The 19,564-nt window shown below is 55.5% G+C and carries 12 protein-coding genes and 3 tRNA genes; 3 read left to right on the forward strand and 12 right to left on the reverse strand.

Annotation, left to right across the window (positions count from 1 at the left end; all coding sequences use genetic code 11):
- Positions 1-103: 103 nt before the first annotated feature.
- The gene (locus QEN43_RS11025; RefSeq protein WP_026611432.1) at positions 104-997 is read left to right on the forward strand and encodes a DUF72 domain-containing protein; all 894 of its coding nucleotides are present in this window, start codon (positions 104-106) and stop codon (positions 995-997) included.
- A 60-nt stretch (positions 998-1,057) separates the two neighbouring features.
- On the opposite strand, the gene QEN43_RS11030 is transcribed toward QEN43_RS11025, so the two are convergent.
- Together QEN43_RS11030 and QEN43_RS11035 are read right to left on the reverse strand one after the other, a co-directional pair.
- Positions 1,058-3,223, reverse strand: a complete 2,166-nt coding sequence (locus QEN43_RS11030) for an amylo-alpha-1,6-glucosidase (protein ID WP_026611431.1) — start codon at positions 3,221-3,223, stop codon at positions 1,058-1,060.
- A gap of 30 nt (positions 3,224-3,253) precedes the next feature.
- Positions 3,254-4,360: a glycosyltransferase family 4 protein gene (locus QEN43_RS11035; RefSeq protein ID WP_051331929.1), complete on the reverse strand. Its 1,107-nt coding sequence runs from the start codon at positions 4,358-4,360 to the stop codon at positions 3,254-3,256.
- A 378-nt stretch (positions 4,361-4,738) separates the two neighbouring features.
- Here QEN43_RS11035 and QEN43_RS11040 point away from each other — a divergent pair, with 378 nt between their 5' ends.
- Positions 4,739-5,686 carry a TraB/GumN family protein gene (locus QEN43_RS11040; RefSeq protein WP_317964074.1) on the forward strand — a complete coding sequence of 316 codons (948 nt, stop codon included), beginning with the start codon at positions 4,739-4,741 and terminating at the stop codon, positions 5,684-5,686.
- Between the two features lie 15 nt (positions 5,687-5,701).
- On the opposite strand, the gene QEN43_RS11045 is transcribed toward QEN43_RS11040, so the two are convergent.
- The 9 genes from QEN43_RS11045 to QEN43_RS11085 all read right to left on the reverse strand — a co-directional run bounded on the left by QEN43_RS11045 (position 5,702) and on the right by QEN43_RS11085 (position 14,867).
- Complete coding sequence (locus QEN43_RS11045; protein ID WP_026611428.1) at positions 5,702-7,582, reverse strand: SurA N-terminal domain-containing protein; 1,881 nt, start codon at positions 7,580-7,582, stop codon at positions 5,702-5,704.
- A gap of 108 nt (positions 7,583-7,690) precedes the next feature.
- Positions 7,691-7,767, reverse strand: a tRNA-Asp gene (locus QEN43_RS11050).
- 6 nt (positions 7,768-7,773) lie between these two features.
- Positions 7,774-7,849, reverse strand: a tRNA-Val gene (locus QEN43_RS11055).
- A gap of 11 nt (positions 7,850-7,860) precedes the next feature.
- Positions 7,861-8,133, reverse strand: a complete 273-nt coding sequence (locus QEN43_RS11060) for an HU family DNA-binding protein (protein ID WP_026611427.1) — start codon at positions 8,131-8,133, stop codon at positions 7,861-7,863.
- Between the two features lie 215 nt (positions 8,134-8,348).
- Entirely contained in the window at positions 8,349-10,775 is a 2,427-nt protein-coding gene (gene lon / locus QEN43_RS11065) for an endopeptidase La (protein WP_026611426.1), read from the reverse strand.
- 495 nt (positions 10,776-11,270) lie between these two features.
- The gene (clpX, locus tag QEN43_RS11070; protein WP_026611424.1) at positions 11,271-12,551 is read right to left on the reverse strand and encodes an ATP-dependent Clp protease ATP-binding subunit ClpX; all 1,281 of its coding nucleotides are present in this window, start codon (positions 12,549-12,551) and stop codon (positions 11,271-11,273) included.
- 101 nt (positions 12,552-12,652) lie between these two features.
- Complete coding sequence (clpP, locus tag QEN43_RS11075) at positions 12,653-13,294, reverse strand: ATP-dependent Clp endopeptidase proteolytic subunit ClpP (protein ID WP_036269170.1); 642 nt, start codon at positions 13,292-13,294, stop codon at positions 12,653-12,655.
- A 22-nt stretch (positions 13,295-13,316) separates the two neighbouring features.
- Positions 13,317-14,639 carry a trigger factor gene (tig, locus tag QEN43_RS11080; RefSeq protein ID WP_026611422.1) on the reverse strand — a complete coding sequence of 441 codons (1,323 nt, stop codon included), beginning with the start codon at positions 14,637-14,639 and terminating at the stop codon, positions 13,317-13,319.
- 143 nt (positions 14,640-14,782) lie between these two features.
- Positions 14,783-14,867, reverse strand: a tRNA-Leu gene (locus QEN43_RS11085).
- A 234-nt stretch (positions 14,868-15,101) separates the two neighbouring features.
- Here QEN43_RS11085 and QEN43_RS11090 point away from each other — a divergent pair.
- Positions 15,102-15,722 carry a class II aldolase/adducin family protein gene (locus QEN43_RS11090; RefSeq protein ID WP_036269167.1) on the forward strand — a complete coding sequence of 207 codons (621 nt, stop codon included), beginning with the start codon at positions 15,102-15,104 and terminating at the stop codon, positions 15,720-15,722.
- On the opposite strand, the gene QEN43_RS11095 is transcribed toward QEN43_RS11090, so the two are convergent.
- The gene (locus QEN43_RS11095) at positions 15,714-19,553 is read right to left on the reverse strand and encodes a GH36-type glycosyl hydrolase domain-containing protein (protein ID WP_051331928.1); all 3,840 of its coding nucleotides are present in this window, start codon (positions 19,551-19,553) and stop codon (positions 15,714-15,716) included. The two genes, QEN43_RS11090 and QEN43_RS11095, sit on opposite strands and share 9 nt — an antisense overlap.
- Positions 19,554-19,564: the final 11 nt, after the last annotated feature.

Raw genomic sequence — 19,564 nt, forward strand, 5'->3', positions numbered from 1 at the left:
CGTGGTTTCGTCGACCGATAGGGGAACATCGTCTGGTTCTTGCGAGAACCGGCCCCGCTACGCCGATACCCACGTATCCTGGTCCCCAACTTCGAGGGAAACGATGATTCTGGTAGGCACTGCATCTTGGGCTGATAAGAACCTGATCGACTCCGGCTTGTTCTATCCGGCCCACATCAAGACGCCATCGGATCGGCTGGCTTACTACGCCAGTCAATTCCCTTTGGTGGAGGTCGACAGCAGTTATTACGCTCTACCCTCGGAACGGAATGCCGCGTTATGGGCCGAACGAACTCCGGCGGATTTCCGCTTCGATATCAAGAGCTTTCGGCTGTTCACGCAACACCAAACACCGCCCAAAGTGCTCCCGGTAGATATTCGCGTCGCTTTGGGAGCGGTCGAAAAACAGCATATTTATTATCACGACCTGCCGGAAGAACTTCGCGACGAACTCTGGCAGCGGTTCCGCTCAGCGCTTCGGCCGCTGAAAGACGCCGGCAAGCTCGGCGTCGTGCTGTTTCAGTTCCCGCCGTGGTTCGTTTTTCGCCAGAGCAACCTCGAACATATCGCCGCTTGCGCCCGGATGATGGAAGGGTTTCGTGTCGCCGTGGAATTCCGTCATCGATCTTGGTTTGATGACCAACATCGGGAGAACGCGCTCGAATTCGAACGGCGTCTCGGACTGACCCATGTGGTCGTAGACGAACCGCAGGGATTCGCGAGCAGCATTCCGTCCGTCTGGGAAGTCACTACCCCCGAAATCGCCGTGGTTCGCTTACACGGCCGAAAGCGGGAGACCTGGAGTCAGAAAGGACTCGAATCGTCCGCCGAGCGCTTCAATTACCTCTATTCGACCGACGAGTTGCGCAAGTTGGTAGGCGCGGTCAAAACGCTCGCGTCGAAGGCGCGGGAAGTCCACGTGGTGTTCAACAATAACTTCGGAAATTTCGCGCAACGCAATGCCCGCGACTTGGCGCAGCTTCTGCTCGAGTCCTGAATACCGCGTATCGGTCGCCCTGGGGACAATCGCTTCTTTTCGGACGGAAAACAATCCGAGTCAGACCACCACCGCCACCTCGATGTCGCCTTCCTTGCGCTCAACGTTGATGCCAACGTCGTGTGCATGGCGCGTCAAAGCCAGATCGATTACGCCGGCGTCGAAACGCAGGTTGCTGATTCTAAGCCAACTGAGATAACTCGGAAGCTGAGGATGATAAAACCTGATCTGCGGCTTTTCCGGCGCAAAGCTCAACCCGAGACAGCTTTGCAAAAGCTGGAATACCGCCCCGCTAGCCCATGCCTGCGGCGAGCACGCCACCGGATACAGCGTGGGACCCTGCCCCGGAAGCCGCGTAAATCCACAGAATAATTCTGGCAAGCGGTGCAGATCGAGAAATACCGCGGCCTCGAACAATCCAGTCAATATCTTCATGGCCTTGTCTTTGAAACCATAGCGCGCCAAACCCATGGCCGCTATGGCGCTATCGTGTGGCCAGACCGAACCGTTATGGTACGACATCGGATTGTAGCGGCTCTGCCCCTCTGCGACCGTACGAATCCCCCAGCCACTGAAGGAATCCGTTGCCAGCAGCGTCTCCGCGGTCCGGAGGGCGTAATCGGGATACGCGATACCGGTAAACAAAGCATGGCCTGCATTGGAGGCACGTACGCTGCAGCGGCGTTTTTCGCCGTCCAGGGCAAGTGCGAATGTGTTCAGTTCATCGAGCCAGAACGCCTCGTTGAACCGCCTTTTCAGTATCGCCGCCTCCTGGCGCAAGCGCTGCGCCCATTTCCCCCGGCCCAACACTTCGGCAAGCTCGGCCGCTAATAACTTGGCCTCGTAAACATAGCCTTGAACCTCGCACAGCGCGACAGGCGCTGGCGCCAGGCTTCCATCGGCGTGAAACACCGAGTCGTTGGAATCCTTCCAGCCCTGTTGTATCAAGCCATTCGCACTGTGCCGGGCGTATTCAACGAAGCCGTCGCCGTCCCAATCGCCGTGTTGGTCGATCCAGTTCAGAGCCCTTTCGATATGAGGCCAGACCGACTCGATGAAATCTCGGTCTCCGGTACGGCGAAAATAGTAACCGGCGAGAACGATGAAGAGCGGTGTAGCGTCCACCGTACCGTAGTAGCGCTTAAAGGGAATTTCTCCTAATGCCGCCATTTCGCCGGACCTTGCTTCATGCAAAATCTTGCCGGGCTCAGCATCGCGTTCGGGTTCCAAAGACTCGGCTTGGGTCGCCGCCAGATAGGTGATGACACCCTTGGCGAGCTCCGGGCGAATCCAGAGCGTCTGCAGCGCTGTGATGATGCCGTCCCGACCGAAAGGCGTACTAAACCAAGGAACGCCGGCATAGGGATACGGCCCGTGGTCCGTTTGCGTGACCAACATATCAAGATCGGCGGCAGACCGGCCAAGCCAATCGTTGAATTGCTCGTTTGAAGTCACAATGTGGCCGACGCTCGACCGGGCAGCGGCGATGCTGGCTCCTATACGATCAATAGCTTGGTAATAGTCGCATGTCGGGACCTCGGCACCGTCGGTCAAGCAGCTGATCGTGACGTGCAAATGACTCTCGCCGTGTACGCCCAGTCGAAGCGTCGTGCTGCAACACGAATCATTGATCTGATCAGGATGCCAATGGAATCGAATGTGCGTTCGCCGCAGCTCGCCGTCCAAACCACGGTAACCCAGCACCACGGTATCTTCCGTGATCTCCGGTGCCAGCATGGTACCCCGAGCCGGTCTGTGCACGCCTCGGACTTCGAAAATGTCCCGGTAATCGCTGGCGAACCGGAACTCCACCTTCAAATCAACCGTTTGATCGCTGTAATTAACCAAACGTAAATGCTCGTGCCGGGCTGGGCTTGCCAAGACCACCGATCGGAACACATGCACACTGCCCCTCGGAATGACCAGAACGTCATCTTTAAAAAGATCGGGCATGGTCATGTCGACCGCCAGCAAGCTGTTGTCCTTCTTGATGGTGGAATTGAGAATCAACGGACGCTGTCCGTTGATTCTCAACTCAAAGTGGGACAAATAACTCGTCCCCCCGTGATAGAGTCCCTGTTCGCTCGAAGTTACCTGATGGATGTCGCCGTGCCGATCAAAGATCCCGAAGGTATCTTCTGCCTTCAGGACCCGCGCCGGTTCATCGCTCCGAAGCGTCGTGGCGGCAACATACCACTGGTTCTCGTTGGAAGCAGCGTCTTCCACGGCTCCCCCCATTGCAATAATTGGAAAGAACTAGATTAGTTTGCCCACCATAGGAAGGCGTTCGACGGTCTCCATACCGAGAACTTTAAGCGTCGGTGACACTCTTTGCTTACGTTTCTCACTGAGCTGCCTATAAATTTGAACATAGTCATTCGCCATGCGGCGGGCGGAAAAGCGACTTTCGAACTCCTTACGACAGGTTATCCGACTGATTTCGCCTATCCGCTCGACGGCCGCAACCGCTTGCTTAATGTCCTCGACGATGAACCCCGTCGCTCCGTGCCGCATGACTTCCGGCACCGAACCGTTCCGGAAGGCGATCACTGGCGTACCGCAAGCCATCGCTTCAATCATAACGAGGCCGAATGGTTCAGGCCAGTCTATAGGAAAAAGCAAGGCATAGGCATTCCCGAGCAGTTCGTTTTTCTCTCGTTCATTGACTTCACCGATATATTCCACCAAAGGATGTTTAAGAAGATGCTTGATCTTTTGATCGAAATATTCGCGGTCGGCCTTGTCGACTTTGGCTGCAATCTTAAGCGGCATACCAGCACGAATCGCGATTTCGATCGCTCGATCGACCCGCTTTTCAGGGGAAATACGCCCCAGAAACGCCAGATAAGTACCCGGTTCCGCACGAAAAGTGTAAAGATCCTCCGGCAAACCGTGATAAACGGTCGCCACCCAATTTCCCAAGCTGACCGGTCTACGTTGGTAATCCGAAATAGAAACCAACGGCGTATCCGGAAAAGCTTCTATGAGAGGGACTAATTCCCTGATATCTAAGCGTCCATGCAAAGTGGTAACGTGCGGGGTCGAACATTCACGAAAGACCGGAAAGTGGAGACAACCGGTATGAAAGTGAATGATATCGAACTCACCGGCCATTCTGCGCACCCTATCCATCATCAGGAGGTGGGGCAGTAACGGATCTACGACATCGTTGTCGAGACGCAGCGCTTTCGGGACAATCGGCTCGAGAACGGCACTCGTCTCCGAATCAGCACTGGCGAAGAGCATCACATCATGTCCAGCGCCAACGAGCTCTTCGGTAAGGTAATGTACAATGCGCTCCGTGCCACCATAGAGTTTGGGCGGCACGCTTTCGTACAACGGCGCTACCTGCGCGATTTTCATACGCCTCCTTTAGCGACTTTCAGGTCGGCCGGCGGCAAGACTGCCGTTACGACCGCCGTTTGCGCTATTCACTTTTGATCGAAACGAAAAGTCAAAGGTTCACCCTACGGACTAGCAAAGAGGTCCGGCATTTCGACCGCACGCCCTAGCCCCGCGAAGAGGGCGGTTCACGCAATCCGTTCGATCAGTTCCCTAGCAACCTTCCTTTCGGCCGGTTTCGAGATTCCTTTCTCTCCGACCGAGATTGTCAACTCTGACACTTCAGCTACAGTTGAAGTGTCATCGAGTGACTTCGCCGACTTGTTGTTCGCCGGGAAAACGACACCTATGTTCCATTTCACAAAACTCGCTAGTCTGTTCGTTTCCGTACTCGCGGTCATGCCGACCTCGGTGTCCGCAGATGTATATAAGTGCTTGGATAAAAAAAACAAGGTCTTCTATCAAGACCGGCCTTGCCAAGACTTGACCTCGGCTCAACTTCCCCCTGGGTTGTCTCGATCGGTACAAAGCTCTGACGCGGCCCATTTCCTTTGGAAAGCGAATTCCGCACAGGGCACGGTCTATGTAATGGGAGCCCTTCCTTATGGCGAGAAAGACATGTATCCCCTGCCGGACGTTATAACGGAAGCGCTGTCGGAGTCCGATGTACTCGTCGTCGGAGTGAACATCGCTGCACTTCCGGAGGCTGAGCTACTTAGTGTCGCGGCAAACCAGGGCGTCTACGTGGACAACTCCGATCTGAGCAAGCACGTCACGGCCCCCACTTGGGAAAGAGTGCTCAAGGTCTCTAAGATGCTGGGCCTCTCGGAGGAAACCCTTCGCACACAAAAGCCGTGGTTGGCGTCGCTGAGCTTGATGCATCAGGCCGCCAAGCAAGCGGGTTACACGCCGGAGTTCAGTGGCGACAAGATGGTGATCAAAGACGCGGAGATGCGAAAGCCCATCATCCAATTGGACGCGGTCGAGGAACAAGCAAAGCTTATGGATGGCTTGTCCGAGATCGAGCAGGAGCAGATGTTGGTGCAGACTCTAAATGAGATCGAACGAGGAGACGGGTATTTCAAATCGTTGGCCGAAGCATGGGCGAAAGGTGATACCTCGGCCGTCGAGTCAATCATGCGTCGCCGCTCCGATAGCCTTCCAGCGTCAGCCAAGCTGGCCAAAGTCTTAAGGTTTGATCGGATCGCGGCGATCGCTGAAAAAATCGCGGAACTGGCTGCGGACGGTCGGACTTATTTCGTGGTACTGGAAGCCGGCTACCTGGTCGGCGAACACGGCTTCCTCGACCAATTACAAGTGAAAGGATTCAAACTTTCGCAGCTCTAAGCCGGAAAAATCGAATCAGTCTTCAGTCTCCGGCTTGACGTAAACATCGGCCGACTCCCGCAACTGCGCGATGAAGGAAGAAAATTCACGTTGCGCGGTATTCTTAACCAGGAACTGTCGGGCCGCGTCCGTTTCCTTGGGATCGCCCTGCGCGGCACCATCCTTGACGGCGGTAAGTTTGAAAACGGCATAGTCTCCGTTTTCGAGCTCCGCGGTCGAGATGACGGGCCGTTCCGTCGAGGGCCTTTCAGCCTTGAACGCGGCATTGGCTAGAGCCGGCGAAACGTTCGTAGCGTCGCGGCGCAGATTGGGTTCCTTGAAAACCTGCATACCGTGTTTCTTGGCCAACTCTGGAAGCCGAACACCTCGCTGCGCTTCACGCAAGAGTTCTTCCGCTTGCTTGCGAGTCGCCTGCCGCGCATCCTCGGCGCGCAATTTGGCAATGATTTCGTCCTTTACGTCTGCGAGAGGCTTGTCGGCAGCGGGCTCGTGTCCTTTCACCCGCAAAACAACCGCCACATCGCTCCCCAATTCGAGCGGATCGCTGTTCCGGCCGTTTAAAACATCCTCGCTGAACGCAGCTTCTCTGATTTTCGGCTCGGCGGCGATACCTTCTCCCTCTTCGCGCGTAAAGTAGTCGGTGCTCTCGATTTTCAGATTGAGCGCTTTTGCCGCTGGTTCCAGACTGTCGGGATGCTCAAAGCTGAGCTCGGTCAACGTTTGCCCCTGTTCATAAAACTTGTTCTCTGCGGCATTGCGCTGGAAGGTTTTCAGCAACTCATCTTTCACTTCATCGAATGCCTTGACCTTGGCCGGAGATACTTCGGTCACTTTGATCAAGTGATAACCGAAAGATGTTCTTACGGGCTCGGAAAGCTCCCCCTGTTTCAGGGCGAATGCCGCTTCGGCGAAATTCTGCTCCATGGCGCCCTTGGAAACGAAGCCCAGATCGCCGCCGTTCTGTGCGGATACCGGGTCATCCGACGTTTCCTTCGCGACTTTCGCGAAGTCTTCCCCCTTTGCGAGGCGGTCTCGGATCTGATTTATCTTGGTCATAGCCGCTTGCTCGGCCGTCTTATCACCTTCCGAGTCGACCGTTACAAGGATATGGCTAACTTTGCGTCGTTCTTCGGTCGTGAAGCTGGCCTTCTGTTCTTCGTACAGATTGCGTAGATCATCCTCGGTAACCTGAATTTCCTTCGCGATATCCTCGAGACGAACCGCGATATACTCGATGGAAACGCGCTCGGGGATCTGATACGCAGACAGATTTTTCCGGTAATACTCCTCGATTTCGGCATCGGAAATGACACGTGTCGATACACTTAAAGGCACTTTGAGATATTCGACTTCGCGCTCCTGATTCTTGAGTCGAAAGAGCGTTTCCAACTGGTTCGATGTCACGAAGGCGCTATCCAGCAATCCTCGCTGGTACTGCTCCATCAACAACGCTCGTCTCACCCGTGCGATGAACTGGGCAGAACTGAGACCTTGGGACGACAGCATGATGTTGTATTTTTCCTTGTCAAACCTGCCGTCGGTTTGAAAATAAGGAAGTGTCTGGATGAAATCGCGAACCGCGTTATCGCTGACCGCGAGGCTCTTGGCTTCCGCATTCTGCGCAATGATTTCGTCTCGAATCAGCTTTTCCAGGGCATCCTGCTTCAGCTGCTTCTCGTCGACGTCGGCCAAGCCCACCAGATTTGCCAAACTCTGCTGATAAACTTGGTTCACCTCACGCTCGAAGATATCCCTGTCACCGACGACGGCCAGTGGCCGCTCTTTGCCGGAGTCCAGATAATTCTGAATTCCCCATAGAGCGAACGGCACGCCGATAAGAATCAACATGACCCAGGCAAAGATGCCTTGAGCACGATCACGAATCGCTTGAAGCATATGCAGGACCTGATGCAGCTTTGAAAGCTTTCATTAACGACAAGACGGGACAGCCGTCCACTCTAACAAAAAAGCCCGCAGCCTTACGGCCGCGGGCTTTGTAATATTTGGCGGAGCGGACGGGGCTCGAACCCGCGACCCCCGGCGTGACAGGCCGGTATTCTAACCAACTGAACTACCGCTCCAATTGATGGTGGGTGCTGTAGGGATCGAACCTACGACCCTCGCCTTGTAAGGGCGATGCTCTCCCAGCTGAGCTAAGCACCCGAAAGAGCTATTTAGTTTACAGCATCTTTCAGTGCTTTACCAGCTTTGAACGAGGGAATTCTTGCCGCTTTAATGGTAATCGGTTTTTTCGTCTGCGGATTACGGCCTTGACGCTCGGCACGTTCTTTAACCCCAAAGGAACCAAACCCCACGAGCGAAACTGTTTCTCCGTTCTTTAAAGCCGTTGTGATAGCGTCAATCATACCGTCGAGTGCGCGCCCGGCATCAGCCTTTGTCAAGTCGGCTGACTTAGCAATCGCCTCTATGAGTTCCGCTTTATTCATTCTTTCCCCCTTTGCTCGAAAATGGTGAATCTAAGTTCTTGACATTGCCGCACGACTTCGTCAATCCCAACATGCTGCCGGCTACGCCTGAACTCGCCGGCCGAACTGTAGCAGTAGACAAAAAGCACTGTCAAGCCGCGCGGCGCCTGGGGTTCAGGAGATTTTGGCGATCCCCAACGTCTCCAAACACGCGAGGCGCGCGCCCAGGCCTCAGCTTAATGAGCAACAATCATGCCAGCCGTACCTGTCGATTTGGTTACGCTCTCGGACTCGGACGTAACCGGTGGTTTCACCGGCTCCGGCATATGCTTCAGAGCAGTCTCGAGAACTTGATCAATATAACGAACCGGCACGATCTTGAGATCCTGTTTAATGTTTTTCGGAATCTCAGCCAAATCCTTTTCGTTTTCCTGAGGAATCAATACGGTCGAAATACCACCTCGATGTGCTGCTAGCAGCTTCTCCTTCAATCCTCCAATAGGCAACACCTCTCCGCGAAGCGTGATCTCGCCGGTCATCGCCACGTCCGATCGCACCGGGATCCGCGTCAGCGCGGAAACCAAAGCCGTACACATACCAATGCCGGCGCTCGGACCGTCTTTGGGCGTCGCTCCTTCTGGCACATGAATATGTACGTCGTGGTTCTGATAGAACGCCGGATCGATACCCAGCTTCTCTGCACGGCTACGCGCCACTGTTACGGCTGTTTGGATAGACTCCTGCATCACTTCACCGAGCTTGCCGGTATAGGTTTGCTTGCCAGTTCCCGGCATAACCACGGACTCGATGGTAAGGAGCTCGCCTCCCACCTCGGTCCAGGCCAAGCCCGTAACTTGTCCGATCTGATCGTTCTCTTCGGCCCGCCCGTAGCGATAGCGCCGGACGCCTAAGAAATCGTCCACGTTGCGATGAGTCACATTCACTCTCTTCGTGCTCGGTTTGAGCACTAGACTCTTTACAACCTTGCGGCAAATCTTGGCGATTTCGCGTTCCAGACCACGAACCCCAGCTTCCCGCGTATAAAACCGGATAATGTCCCTTACCGCCGATTCGGTGATATGAATTTCGCTGTCCTTAAGGCCATTGCTCTTGACTTGCTTGGGGATCAGATAACGCATGGCGATATTGACTTTTTCGTCCTCCGTGTACCCCGCTATTCGAATGACCTCCATGCGATCCAGGAGTGGTGCTGGGATGTTCAAAGTGTTCGCCGTAGCAATGAACATCACCTCGGATAAATCGAAATCGACCTCCAAGTAATGGTCGTTAAAGGCATGGTTCTGCTCCGGATCCAAGACTTCCAATAGTGCGGCCGCGGGGTCGCCGCGGAAATCCATCGCCATCTTGTCGATCTCGTCCAGCATGAAGATCGGGTTGCGGCTCTTTACCTTGGCGAGATTCTGCAAGATCTTACCGGGCATCGAGCCTATGTAGGTTCTGCGGTGACCGCGAATTTCCGCCTCATCGCGAACGCCGCCCAAAGCCATGCGAACATACTTCCGGTTGGTCGCCCGCGCAATCGATTGACCGAGCGAGGTCTTACCCACACCCGGCGGTCCGACCAGACACAAGATAGGCCCTTTCGGCTTCTTGACGCGCTGCTGGACGGCCAGATACTCAAGGATGCGCTCTTTGACCTTTTCCAAGCCATAGTGATCGGCCTCCAGGATTTCCTCGGCACGCCGTAAATCGTGACTGATCTTGGTGCGCTTCTTCCATGGCATGTTCACCATCCAGTCGACGTAGTTCCTGACGACCGTAGCCTCGGCGGACATCGGCGACATCAGCTTGAGTTTGTTCAACTCCGTTTCAGCTTTGGTGCGCGCTGCCTCGGGCATCCCGGCCTTCGCGATCTTGCGCGATAGTTCCTCGAATTCGTTCGGCGCATCCTCCATTTCTCCCAGTTCCTTCTGGATGGCCTTCATTTGCTCGTTCAAATAATATTCGCGCTGATTTTTCTCCATCTGCTGCTTGACCCGGCCGCGGATACGCTTCTCCATCTCCAGCATATCCACCTCTCCCTCCATGAGGGTCATCAAGCGCTCCAACCTAGCCGTCACATCGCTCATCTCCAAAATCGACTGTTTGTCTTCGATTTTGATAGTCATATGCGCGGCGATGGTGTCCGCCAGCCGGCTCGGATCATCGATGCCGGCAAGAGAATTCAGCACTTCAGGCGGTATCCGTTTATTGAGCTTGACGTAATGGTCGAACGTATTGATCGCGGTACGCATTAATACGTCGACTTCCTGATCACTGACATTGATTTCGTCCAACTGCGGCGAGACAACCGCTACATAGTGCTTCTCGGCGAGCTGATATTTCTCCACCTTGCAGCGCTCGCTGCCCTCCACCAGCACTTTCACTGTACCGTCGGGAAGCTTCAACAGCTGCAAGATGTTGGATAAAGTGCCGACCCGGTACAAATCGTCGAAGCTGGGGTCATCCATTTCGGCTTCTTTCTGAGCCACCAGCAAGATCTGTTTGTTATCCCGCATGGCGGAGTCCAGGGCCAGGATAGATTTCTCCCTGCCGACGAACAGGGGTATAACCATATGGGGATAAACTACGACATCGCGCAAAGGAAGCACCGGCACTATCTTTTCCGGTTTTGTGCGATTTTCAAGTGAAGAATTTTCCATTAGTCACCCATGGATAGAATTGAATAGGGGTTGTTACTGAGTATATAGGTAAGCCTCGGGCAAAAAACAAGACTAGCCCCGACAAGTTGGGAAACGTTCAACTCGAACGAACAAGCTTTAGACGATGAGACCGGGCAGAATCGCGCATTCCTATTCACGGTCCGTACGAAAAAATACTTAGCTTAGATAGAAATATACGTTCGAGATTCCCAGTTCTCGAATCTTTCGAGCACGGTGCGCGGAAAAATTCATGAAAACGGCGGAACCAAGCCGGCGATTGCTCCAGTCAAGAATCGACAAATGCAATCGGACGCGTCGGCGGCTGGCGAGATAGCTCAAAATAACGGGTTGCGGCTCTGTCTGAACAAGCAGAACATCCACGCTGACTGCGGTTCCATGCTAACCGCAAGCCAAACGCCGAAGCTCGGATGTCAGAACCTTGGATCTACTTATGATGCCCCCGAGCATGGGCATCGACACCGCTCGAAAGCGTGCTCAGTCTACCGAGGCGCAGTGCTTTTCTTCGGATTGATAAATTAGATACGGCTCCGCTTCACCGCGAATAACCTTTTCGTCGATCACAACCTTCGACACATGTTCGGCGGAAGGTAATTCGTACATCGTGTCCAACAGAACGTGCTCGAGAATCGTCCTTAGCCCTCGTGCCCCGGTTTTTCTCTCCATCGCTTTTCGCGCAATCACCCGCAGTGCATCCTCGCGAATCTCCAGATCGCATCCTTCCATCTCGAACAGCTTCTTGTACTGTTTGACCAGAGCGTTCTTCGGTTCTGTCAGAATTTGAATCAGCGCCTGCTCATCCAACTCGTCCAAGGTCGCGACGACTGGCAAGCGACCAACAAATTCCGGAATCAGGCCGTATTTGATGAGGTCTTCCGCCTCGACGTCAGCCAGCACCTCGCCGACATTTCGACGTTCGTCCTTGGTTTTGACCTCCGCGGAAAAACCGATACCCCCTTTTTCCGAGCGAGCGCGAATGATCTTTTCCAATCCGGCAAACGCGCCACCACAAATGAAAAGAATATTCGCCGTATTGACCTGCAGGAATTCTTGCTGGGGATGCTTCCGTCCACCTTGTGGCGGCACCGAGGCGATAGTCCCTTCGATCAGCTTCAAGAGCGCCTGCTGTACACCTTCGCCCGAAACATCACGGGTGATGGATGGATTGTCCGATTTACGAGAAATCTTATCGATCTCGTCAATATAGACGATACCGGACTCAGCCTTCTCCACGTCGTAATCGCATTTCTGCAAGATTTTCTGGATGATGTTTTCGACATCTTCCCCGACGTACCCGGCTTCGGTGAGCGTGGTCGCGTCAGCAATCGTGAACGGCACGTCCAACAGTCGAGCGAGCGTCTCGGCAAGCAAGGTTTTTCCCGATCCGGTCGGCCCGATCAAGAGAATATTACTCTTGGCCAGCTCGACATCGTTCTTCTTCAGATGATTTTGTACACGAAGCCGCTTATAGTGGTTGTAGACTGCGACCGACAAAATCTTCTTGGCCTTCTCCTGGCCGATGACGTACTCATCGAGTACGGCTTTGATCTCTTTCGGTTTTGGCAGCTTGTCCACGCTGGCGGCGACATTTTCTTGCAGCTCTTCGCGAATAATGTCGTTGCACAACTCGACACATTCGTCACAGACGAATACAGCCGGTCCGGCAATGAGTTTTCTGACCTCATGCTGACTTTTTCCGCAAAACGAGCAGTAAAGAAGTTTCCCGCCCCCGTCTTTGCCGTGCTTATCGTCACTCATCGCAAACCTCTTATTCGTCAGATGACCGTTGTAGCGAGCTACGCGAACCAGCCGCTACCAGCACATGTCCGCTAGCCCTTCTAATGCGGATTCCGGTTGATTCAAGCACTGGAAACCGTTTCCCGGCTAGCAAGCACTTTGTCGATTAGACCATATCTCGCTGCCTCTTCTCCACTCATGAAATTGTCACGGTCGGTATCGATCTGAATCCGTTCCAAGGGCTGCCCGGTATGCTTCGCCAAAATCCGATTCAATCGGTCTCGGGTCGCGAGTATCTCCCGGGCATGAATGTCGATATCGCTGGCCTGTCCTTGGAAACCACCCAAAGGCTGATGGATCATGACTCTGGAATGAGGCAAACAATACCTTTTCCCCGGCGCGCCGCCAGCGAGCAACAACGCGCCCATGCTGGCCGCCTGCCCGATGCACATAGTGCTGACATCCGGCTTGATGAATTGCATGGTATCGTAAATTGCCAGCCCCGACGTGACTATGCCACCGGGAGAGTTGATATACAGATAGATGTCTTTATCCGGATTTTCCGATTCCAAAAAGAGCAGCTGGGCGATAACCAGATTGGCCATGTAGTCTTCGATCTGACCAACCACAAAAACGATGCGTTCCTTGAGCAAACGGGAATAGATGTCGAACGCCCGTTCGCCCCGCGCAGACTGTTCGATAACGATAGGCACCAGGCCGGTAGCCTGCGTATTGACCGATTTCAAAAAATCGCCGGTAAACATCTTGATATCTCTTGGACTGAATTTACGCCGCTTTCAGGGAACTACCGGTAGCCTGCTGCATCAACTCCTGAAACGCAAGGTTTTCCTCGCTGACCTTCGCTTTGTCCAACACCAAATCTACCACCTGGTCTTCCATCACTACATTTTCAATTTCACGAAGCCGTTTCGGTTCGGCGTAATACCACCGCACCACCTCTTCCGGTCGTTCGTAACTCGCGGCTAGTTCCTCGACCAACGAACGTACCCGTTTTTGGTCGATTGTCAAATTATTAGTCTCGATAATCTTTCCAAGGATCAACGCCAAAGCGACTCTTCTCCGCGCCAGCGGCTCAAGCTGCTCCTTCAATTTAGCCTCGTCGAACTCTTGCTTGCTATTTTGGGCCGCTTGCCGGTAGGGGGCCAGCAATTCCCTCAACTCGTCTTGAACCAGAGCGTTGGGTAACGCGATCGTGTTCTTGGCGAACAGGGCGTCCATGACCGAGGCTTTCGTTCTCGTCTGCAAGGCTCGCTTCATCTCACGCTCCATATTGGCGCGAATGTCCTTGCGAAAGGCTTCCACACCGCCTTCCTCGATGCCGTAGGATTTCGCCAATTCCTCGTTAACCTCAGGCAAGTGACCTTCTTCGACTTTCAAGACTTCCACAGCGAACTGCACTGCGTTGCCGGCCAGCTTTTGATTTGGGTAGTCCGCTGGAAACGATAGTTCGAATTCAAGCTTCGATCCTGCCGCAGCACCCGCCAGCTTGTCTTCGAATCCAGGAATCATTTGGTTGGAGCCTATCACAACGGATACATTTTCCACCTTTCCGTCGGTGAACGATTCCTCGCCGATCTTGCCTTCGAAGGAGATGGTGACACGGTCACCGGTCGCTGCCTCGCGGTCGACATCCTTCCAAACCTTCCGCTGCTCTCTCAGGCGCTCGATCATGGCGTCGACGTCAGCCTCGGTCACTTCGGAAACGAATTGCTTGACCTCGAGGGTTTCCAACGGCATCAGCACGAACTCCGGCATCACTTCGAAGCTCGCTTCGTATTCCAGCCCCTTGCCCTCTTCCACCTGCCGCGCGGTAATCTCCGGCACACCGGCCGGTCTGAGTTTCTCTTCCCGAACGGCCTGGTAGAAGCTCGATTGGATCAGATCCGAAAGAACTTCTTCCCGCACTTGTTGTCCGTAACGCTTCTTCAGCAAGCTTTGAGGCACTTTGCCGGGACGAAAGCCATCGATCCTGATCCGGTTTGCCAACGACTTCAAGCGCGAAGCTATCTTTGCCTGGACCTCTTCCTCCGGTACCTGTACGGTCATTTTCCGGCTCAATTCAGATGTCGTTTCGACAGAAACCTGCATGTCGCTGTTACCTCAAGATATGGAAAAAGTATCGGAGGGACTGGCTCGAAAGCACAATCGCCTAAACTGCTGGCTGACGCGCCGAGGCCTGATATCCGTGATCGGAACTTTCAGAAGCCTGGCTTCTTGGATTATTGAACATTTGGTGCGAATGGAGAGACTCGAACTCTCAAGGGTTGCCCCACTGGAACCTAAATCCAGCGCGTCTACCAATTTCGCCACATTCGCACATGAACGCTACCTGGATTATACTCCGTTCGTCGCAGATTTACCGGCCGGTCCCGGCCTCCCTTCAAGATACGATCCAAAAACCGACGATTCGGTCGGCAATAATTTTTCCTATTATAAGACGCGCGATTTTTTTTTCATCTGTTCGTTCTTTGGACAGTTCAAAGGATCACTTTTCGCCCTTTCGGCTCAGCTCTTGTTGTGGGTGCACGCGCCTAAGGCGGTGAATCGAGAATGAATCGAAAACTGGACCAAGAAGGCGTCATCAAGTATCGCCTCGACTACACGCCGGCTCCTCCTGTAACTCCCGGAAGCGTCGCCGAACTCACTGCTTGGCGGGCTGTGCTCTTTCGCCTCGGACTCACCGGACAGGACCCACGACGGTACGACGGCTTAGCCTATGGCAATGTCAGTATTCGCCTGGGATCGACGGCCTTCCTGATCAGCGGAACCCAGACCGGCGGTTTGCCGCAGCTTTCGGCCGAGCATTACACCTTGGTCACCAACTTCGACCTGGAGCAAAATCTCATTGCCGCTGAAGGACCGATAGCCCCCTCTTCCGAAGCTTTGACCCATGCCGCCGTATACCGAAGCGGACCTGAGATTGGTTGTGTGCTGCATGTCCATTCGTCCGAATTATGGGAAAAAGCGGAAGCTCTGGGCATCCCCGTCACCGATCGCCAGGTCGCTTACGGCACACCGGAAATGGCGCTCGAAGTCGGCTACCTGGTTCGAACCTCGGATAGCCCGGTCATCGCCATGGGCGGCCACGAAGACGGAATGCTCGCGTTCGGCAGCACCGTTGAGGCAGCCGCGCTCAACCTGATCCGTAGCCTTGCAAAGGCCTTAGCCTAAAGTCACGACGACCTCGTGATGCCGATTGTCCGACAATAACGGAATCCGTGCCACGCCCTGCTCGACCGACAAGGCTTGTCTGTCCAGCTCCGCACTAAGTACAGCCCCTCGCGTTCCATTGGGGTTCTTGACACGGATCGTATACTGCGTCGCGTTGACCGGGTGCCGATAGTGAATCGCGAACTCCGGCCATTCCGCCGGTATGCTGGGCTTAAGTTCGAGGAAAGCGCCATCCTTCAGTCGGAATCCCAGTAGCGATTCCAAGGCAACCCGGTACATCCAACCCGCTGAGCCCGTGTACCAGGTCCACCCGCCGCGGCCCACATGCGGGGATTCTCCGTAAACATCGGCAGCGATGACATAGGGCTCGACTCGGTAGACGTCGGTTAGTTCCCTTGTCCGCGCGTGGCTCACGGGACTGAGCATTTCTAGGAGACGTGCTGCGCGGTCGTTCCGCCCCATTTCTGCCATGGCGCGCACGACCCAGCACGCGGCGTGGGTGTACTGTCCGCCGTTTTCGCGCACGCCTGCCACGTAGCCCTTGATATAGCCCGGATCATGCGGCGTGTCGACAAAGGGCGGCGTCAACAGACGAATTAGGCCGTCGCTCTCCGAAATCAGGTGTTCCTCAACGGCATCCAGAGCTCGATTGGCCCTATCCGGCGGCGCCGCTCCGGAAATCACCGCCCAAGCTTGAGCCAGCGCATCGATCCGGCACTCGTCACCATGCTTGCTGCCCAGCGGCGTACCATCGTCGTAGTACGCACGCCGGTACCAGTCGCCGTCCCAACCGGCCTCGTTGAGCGCCTGATAAAGATGTTCCCGGTAAGCCCGGTAGGTCTCGATGCGCACCGAGTCGCCGCGTTTTTCACAAATCGGCAAAAACTCGTCGAGCACATGGTAAAGGAAGAATCCCATCCATACGCTCTCGCCGCGCCCTTCGCGGCCCACCCGGTTCATGCCGTCGTTCCAGTCGCCCGTGCCCATCAAGGGCAAGCCATGCGCGCCCCGGGTCAAAGAGCGGTCCAGCGCCCGACAGCAATGCTCGTAGATGTCCGCAGCTTGACCCGAGTCGTCAGGCTTCAGATAAGCCTCGTCCTCTCCTTCCGCCAAAAGCCTCGCTGTGAGAAACGGCACGGATTCGTCCAGCAGGCTCCAATCGCCTGTGGACCGGACGTAAAACGCTGTCACATAAGGCAACCACACCAAGTCGTCGGAAAACCGGGTGCGCAGCCCTCGCTCCAAAGGTTCGGGATGCCACCAGTGAAGCACATCGCCTTCGACGAACTGATGGGCAGCGTGGAGCAGAATCTGGGCTCGGGTGAGGTCCGGGCGTAGATAGATTAGTGCCGAGACGTCTTGTAGCTGATCGCGATACCCGAAAGCGCCCCCGGATTGGTAGAACGCGGAACGCCCCCAAACCCGACAGCTCAAGTTTTGATACGCCAGCCAGCCGTTGACCATGAGATCGATGGCCGGAGACGGCGTTTCGATCTGGAGGCGAGTGACGAGATCGCGCCAGAACGCTTGAATTTCGGCGAGAGCGTTGTCGATAGCGCCGGCTTGCCGATAGCGTTCGATAAGCGAACGGGAATCATCCTCGGCAAGCATCTCGCCCAACAGGAACGCACATTCGAAGGCTTTCCCGGGCTCCAGCTCGATTTGAAGCTGGACAGCCGCGCAGGGATCGAAATTCGGGCCGTGTCGTCCGTCGAGCGGCACCTGCGCCGCCAATGCTCGGGGGGACTCCGGATGACCATTGCGTCCGATAAAGCTTTCCCGATCGGCGGTGAAATTAATCGCGTTCGGCCGTCCTACCACTGCCGCGAAAGCAACGCCATCGGAAAACTCACCAGCCAGGGGATTCACGAAGAATAGTACGCCTATGTCCGGATCGTACCGACTGATCACGAACCGGCCGCTTTCGGCGGGCGTTCCACCCAGAACCAAACGCTGCCAGGAAAACAGCGACAAACGCCGGCGGCTAGCCCCGTCATTCCTTATACGCCATTGACAAATCTTGACCGGATCGTGGCGAGGCACGAACAGCACGAGCTCCTGATCCAAGTCGTCGTAAGCGCTACTGAAGCGGCTGTATCCGAATCCATGGCGCACCTCGTAAGCAGTGGGTGCCGGACAAGGCCCCGGTAAGGGTGACCAGAATGCACCGGTGTCCTCGTCCCGAAGGTACAGCGCTTCACCGCAGGCGTCGGTGACCGGATCGTTGGACCACGGTGTCAGTCGATGCTCGCGGCTGTTCCGGTGCCAGGTATAACCCGCTCCCCGCTCGCTGACCAGAAAACCGAAATTCTCGTTAGCGACCACATTGATCCAAGGAAGCGGCGGCCCCTGCACCACGCCGTCGCTACAATCCAAACGAACGACATACTCGCTGCCGTCAGCGGCAAAACCGCCGTAGCCGTTGTAAAACCGGAGTTCTTCGCGCTCACCGGATTTCTTCGGCTGCGGCGGCAAAACGACCCGTTGCGCTCTCGCGCTCGGAACCGCAAGCTCGGATCGAAACGGCGGTACCCCTTCATCAAGGACAATACGCGCAGCAGCGTACAGCAGATCGAGATCGCTCGGCGATATATCTTTTTCCGTGCGAATGAAAACATGTTGCTCGAGTTCGCCGAGATCACCCCAATCGAGGCCGGTTTCCAAACTCAGTATCACCAACGCAAAACGCAGCCCCTTCGCCAGCCAATAGCGTTGTGCCTTGATGATCTCGGCAACGCGCGAATCGTCACGGCCGCGAGCCCGAAGAAGAACGATAGGCCGATAAAACGGCAAGCCGTAGCGGTCCAGGTTGGAGAGAGGTCCAACAGCGCCGAGTAACATTGAATCCGGAGCGCGAAGCTTCGGATCGCCATACAGCACCGCGCCGGCGAGGGATTGAAACATCTCCGCTTCGGTTTCATTTATGGCGAACTGGCGCAGGAGTTCTTGTTCAAATGCCGCGGCGTGGGCATAAATCGCGCTCACTGCATCCCCGCTTGAGCAACGCTCGATGAGCTCCAAGACCCGATTCCTGTCCTCGGCTACTCCCAACAGAAAAACCACCGTTTGCTGCGTCCCCGGACCAAGCTCCAAGCGGCGGCGCAAGGCGAACACCGGATCGAGCACGTTGCCGACGCCGCCCGACAGCGGCCGTTCGTCTCGGAGCGCCTGAGGTTCTGCCGGAGTCCGATTCCGGCCGAGGAAACATATCCGGTCGGTCTCGTATGTCAGTTCCCCGGACCCAAGCGCCGCAGCGGCCAGCCAAGGATAGTCCTCATGAGCGCTGCGCGGCCTGCGCCGGGCCAATAACACCTCCCGTTCCGCCACGAACTCGGTTTGCACGAACAGTTTCGAGAACGCGGGGTGGGCCGCGTCTGCGGCCGGATGATTGAGAACCACTTCGAGATAGCTCGTGATCTCGATCCGTCTGTGCTGCCCGGACCAATTCTTCAGCGTGACCCGGCGCAGCTCCAGATCATCTTCCGGGCTAACGCAGACCTCCAGAACGGCCTCGATATCCGAGTTTTCACAGCGGAGTATGAACCGGCCGGGCTCATAACCGACGGTTCGCGAATCGGCCGCTCTCCCCGTGGGCTGCAAACCCAGCGACCACCACTCCCCACTGTCCAGGTCCCGGAGATAAAAGAACCATCCCTCGCCGTCTTCGACACGGTCTCCGCTCCAACGGGACAAGGACTGATCGCCACGCATCGAAAAGCCGGCACCGGCGGTGGTTAGCAGGGTCGTATAACGCCCGTTCGACAATAGGCGCGCCGATGGAACCGGTTGGTCCTGACGATCGGGACCGGTCGGGTTAGGATCGAAGCTCATGCGGACTCCTG

The sequence above is a fragment of the Methylocaldum szegediense genome (genome assembly GCF_949769195.1).
Taxonomy (GTDB): domain Bacteria; phylum Pseudomonadota; class Gammaproteobacteria; order Methylococcales; family Methylococcaceae; genus Methylocaldum; species Methylocaldum szegediense.

Excerpts from the sequence above, each read along its gene's own strand:
- QEN43_RS11035 (WP_051331929.1), bottom strand. The coding sequence starts at position 4,360 with ATGAAAATCGCGCAGGTAGCGCCGTTGTACGAAAGCGTGCCGCCCAAA.
- QEN43_RS11025 (WP_026611432.1), top strand. The coding sequence starts at position 104 with ATGATTCTGGTAGGCACTGCATCTTGGGCTGATAAGAACCTGATCGAC.
- clpP (WP_036269170.1), bottom strand. The coding sequence starts at position 13,294 with ATGTTTACCGGCGATTTTTTGAAATCGGTCAATACGCAGGCTACCGGC.
- tig (WP_026611422.1), bottom strand. The coding sequence starts at position 14,639 with ATGCAGGTTTCTGTCGAAACGACATCTGAATTGAGCCGGAAAATGACC.
- clpX (WP_026611424.1), bottom strand. The coding sequence starts at position 12,551 with ATGAGTGACGATAAGCACGGCAAAGACGGGGGCGGGAAACTTCTTTAC.
- QEN43_RS11090 (WP_036269167.1), top strand. The coding sequence starts at position 15,102 with ATGAATCGAAAACTGGACCAAGAAGGCGTCATCAAGTATCGCCTCGAC.
- QEN43_RS11060 (WP_026611427.1), bottom strand. The coding sequence starts at position 8,133 with ATGAATAAAGCGGAACTCATAGAGGCGATTGCTAAGTCAGCCGACTTG.
- QEN43_RS11040 (WP_317964074.1), top strand. The coding sequence starts at position 4,739 with ATGCCGACCTCGGTGTCCGCAGATGTATATAAGTGCTTGGATAAAAAA.
- QEN43_RS11045 (WP_026611428.1), bottom strand. The coding sequence starts at position 7,582 with ATGCTTCAAGCGATTCGTGATCGTGCTCAAGGCATCTTTGCCTGGGTC.
- lon (WP_026611426.1), bottom strand. The coding sequence starts at position 10,775 with ATGGAAAATTCTTCACTTGAAAATCGCACAAAACCGGAAAAGATAGTG.
- QEN43_RS11095 (WP_051331928.1), bottom strand. The coding sequence starts at position 19,553 with ATGAGCTTCGATCCTAACCCGACCGGTCCCGATCGTCAGGACCAACCG.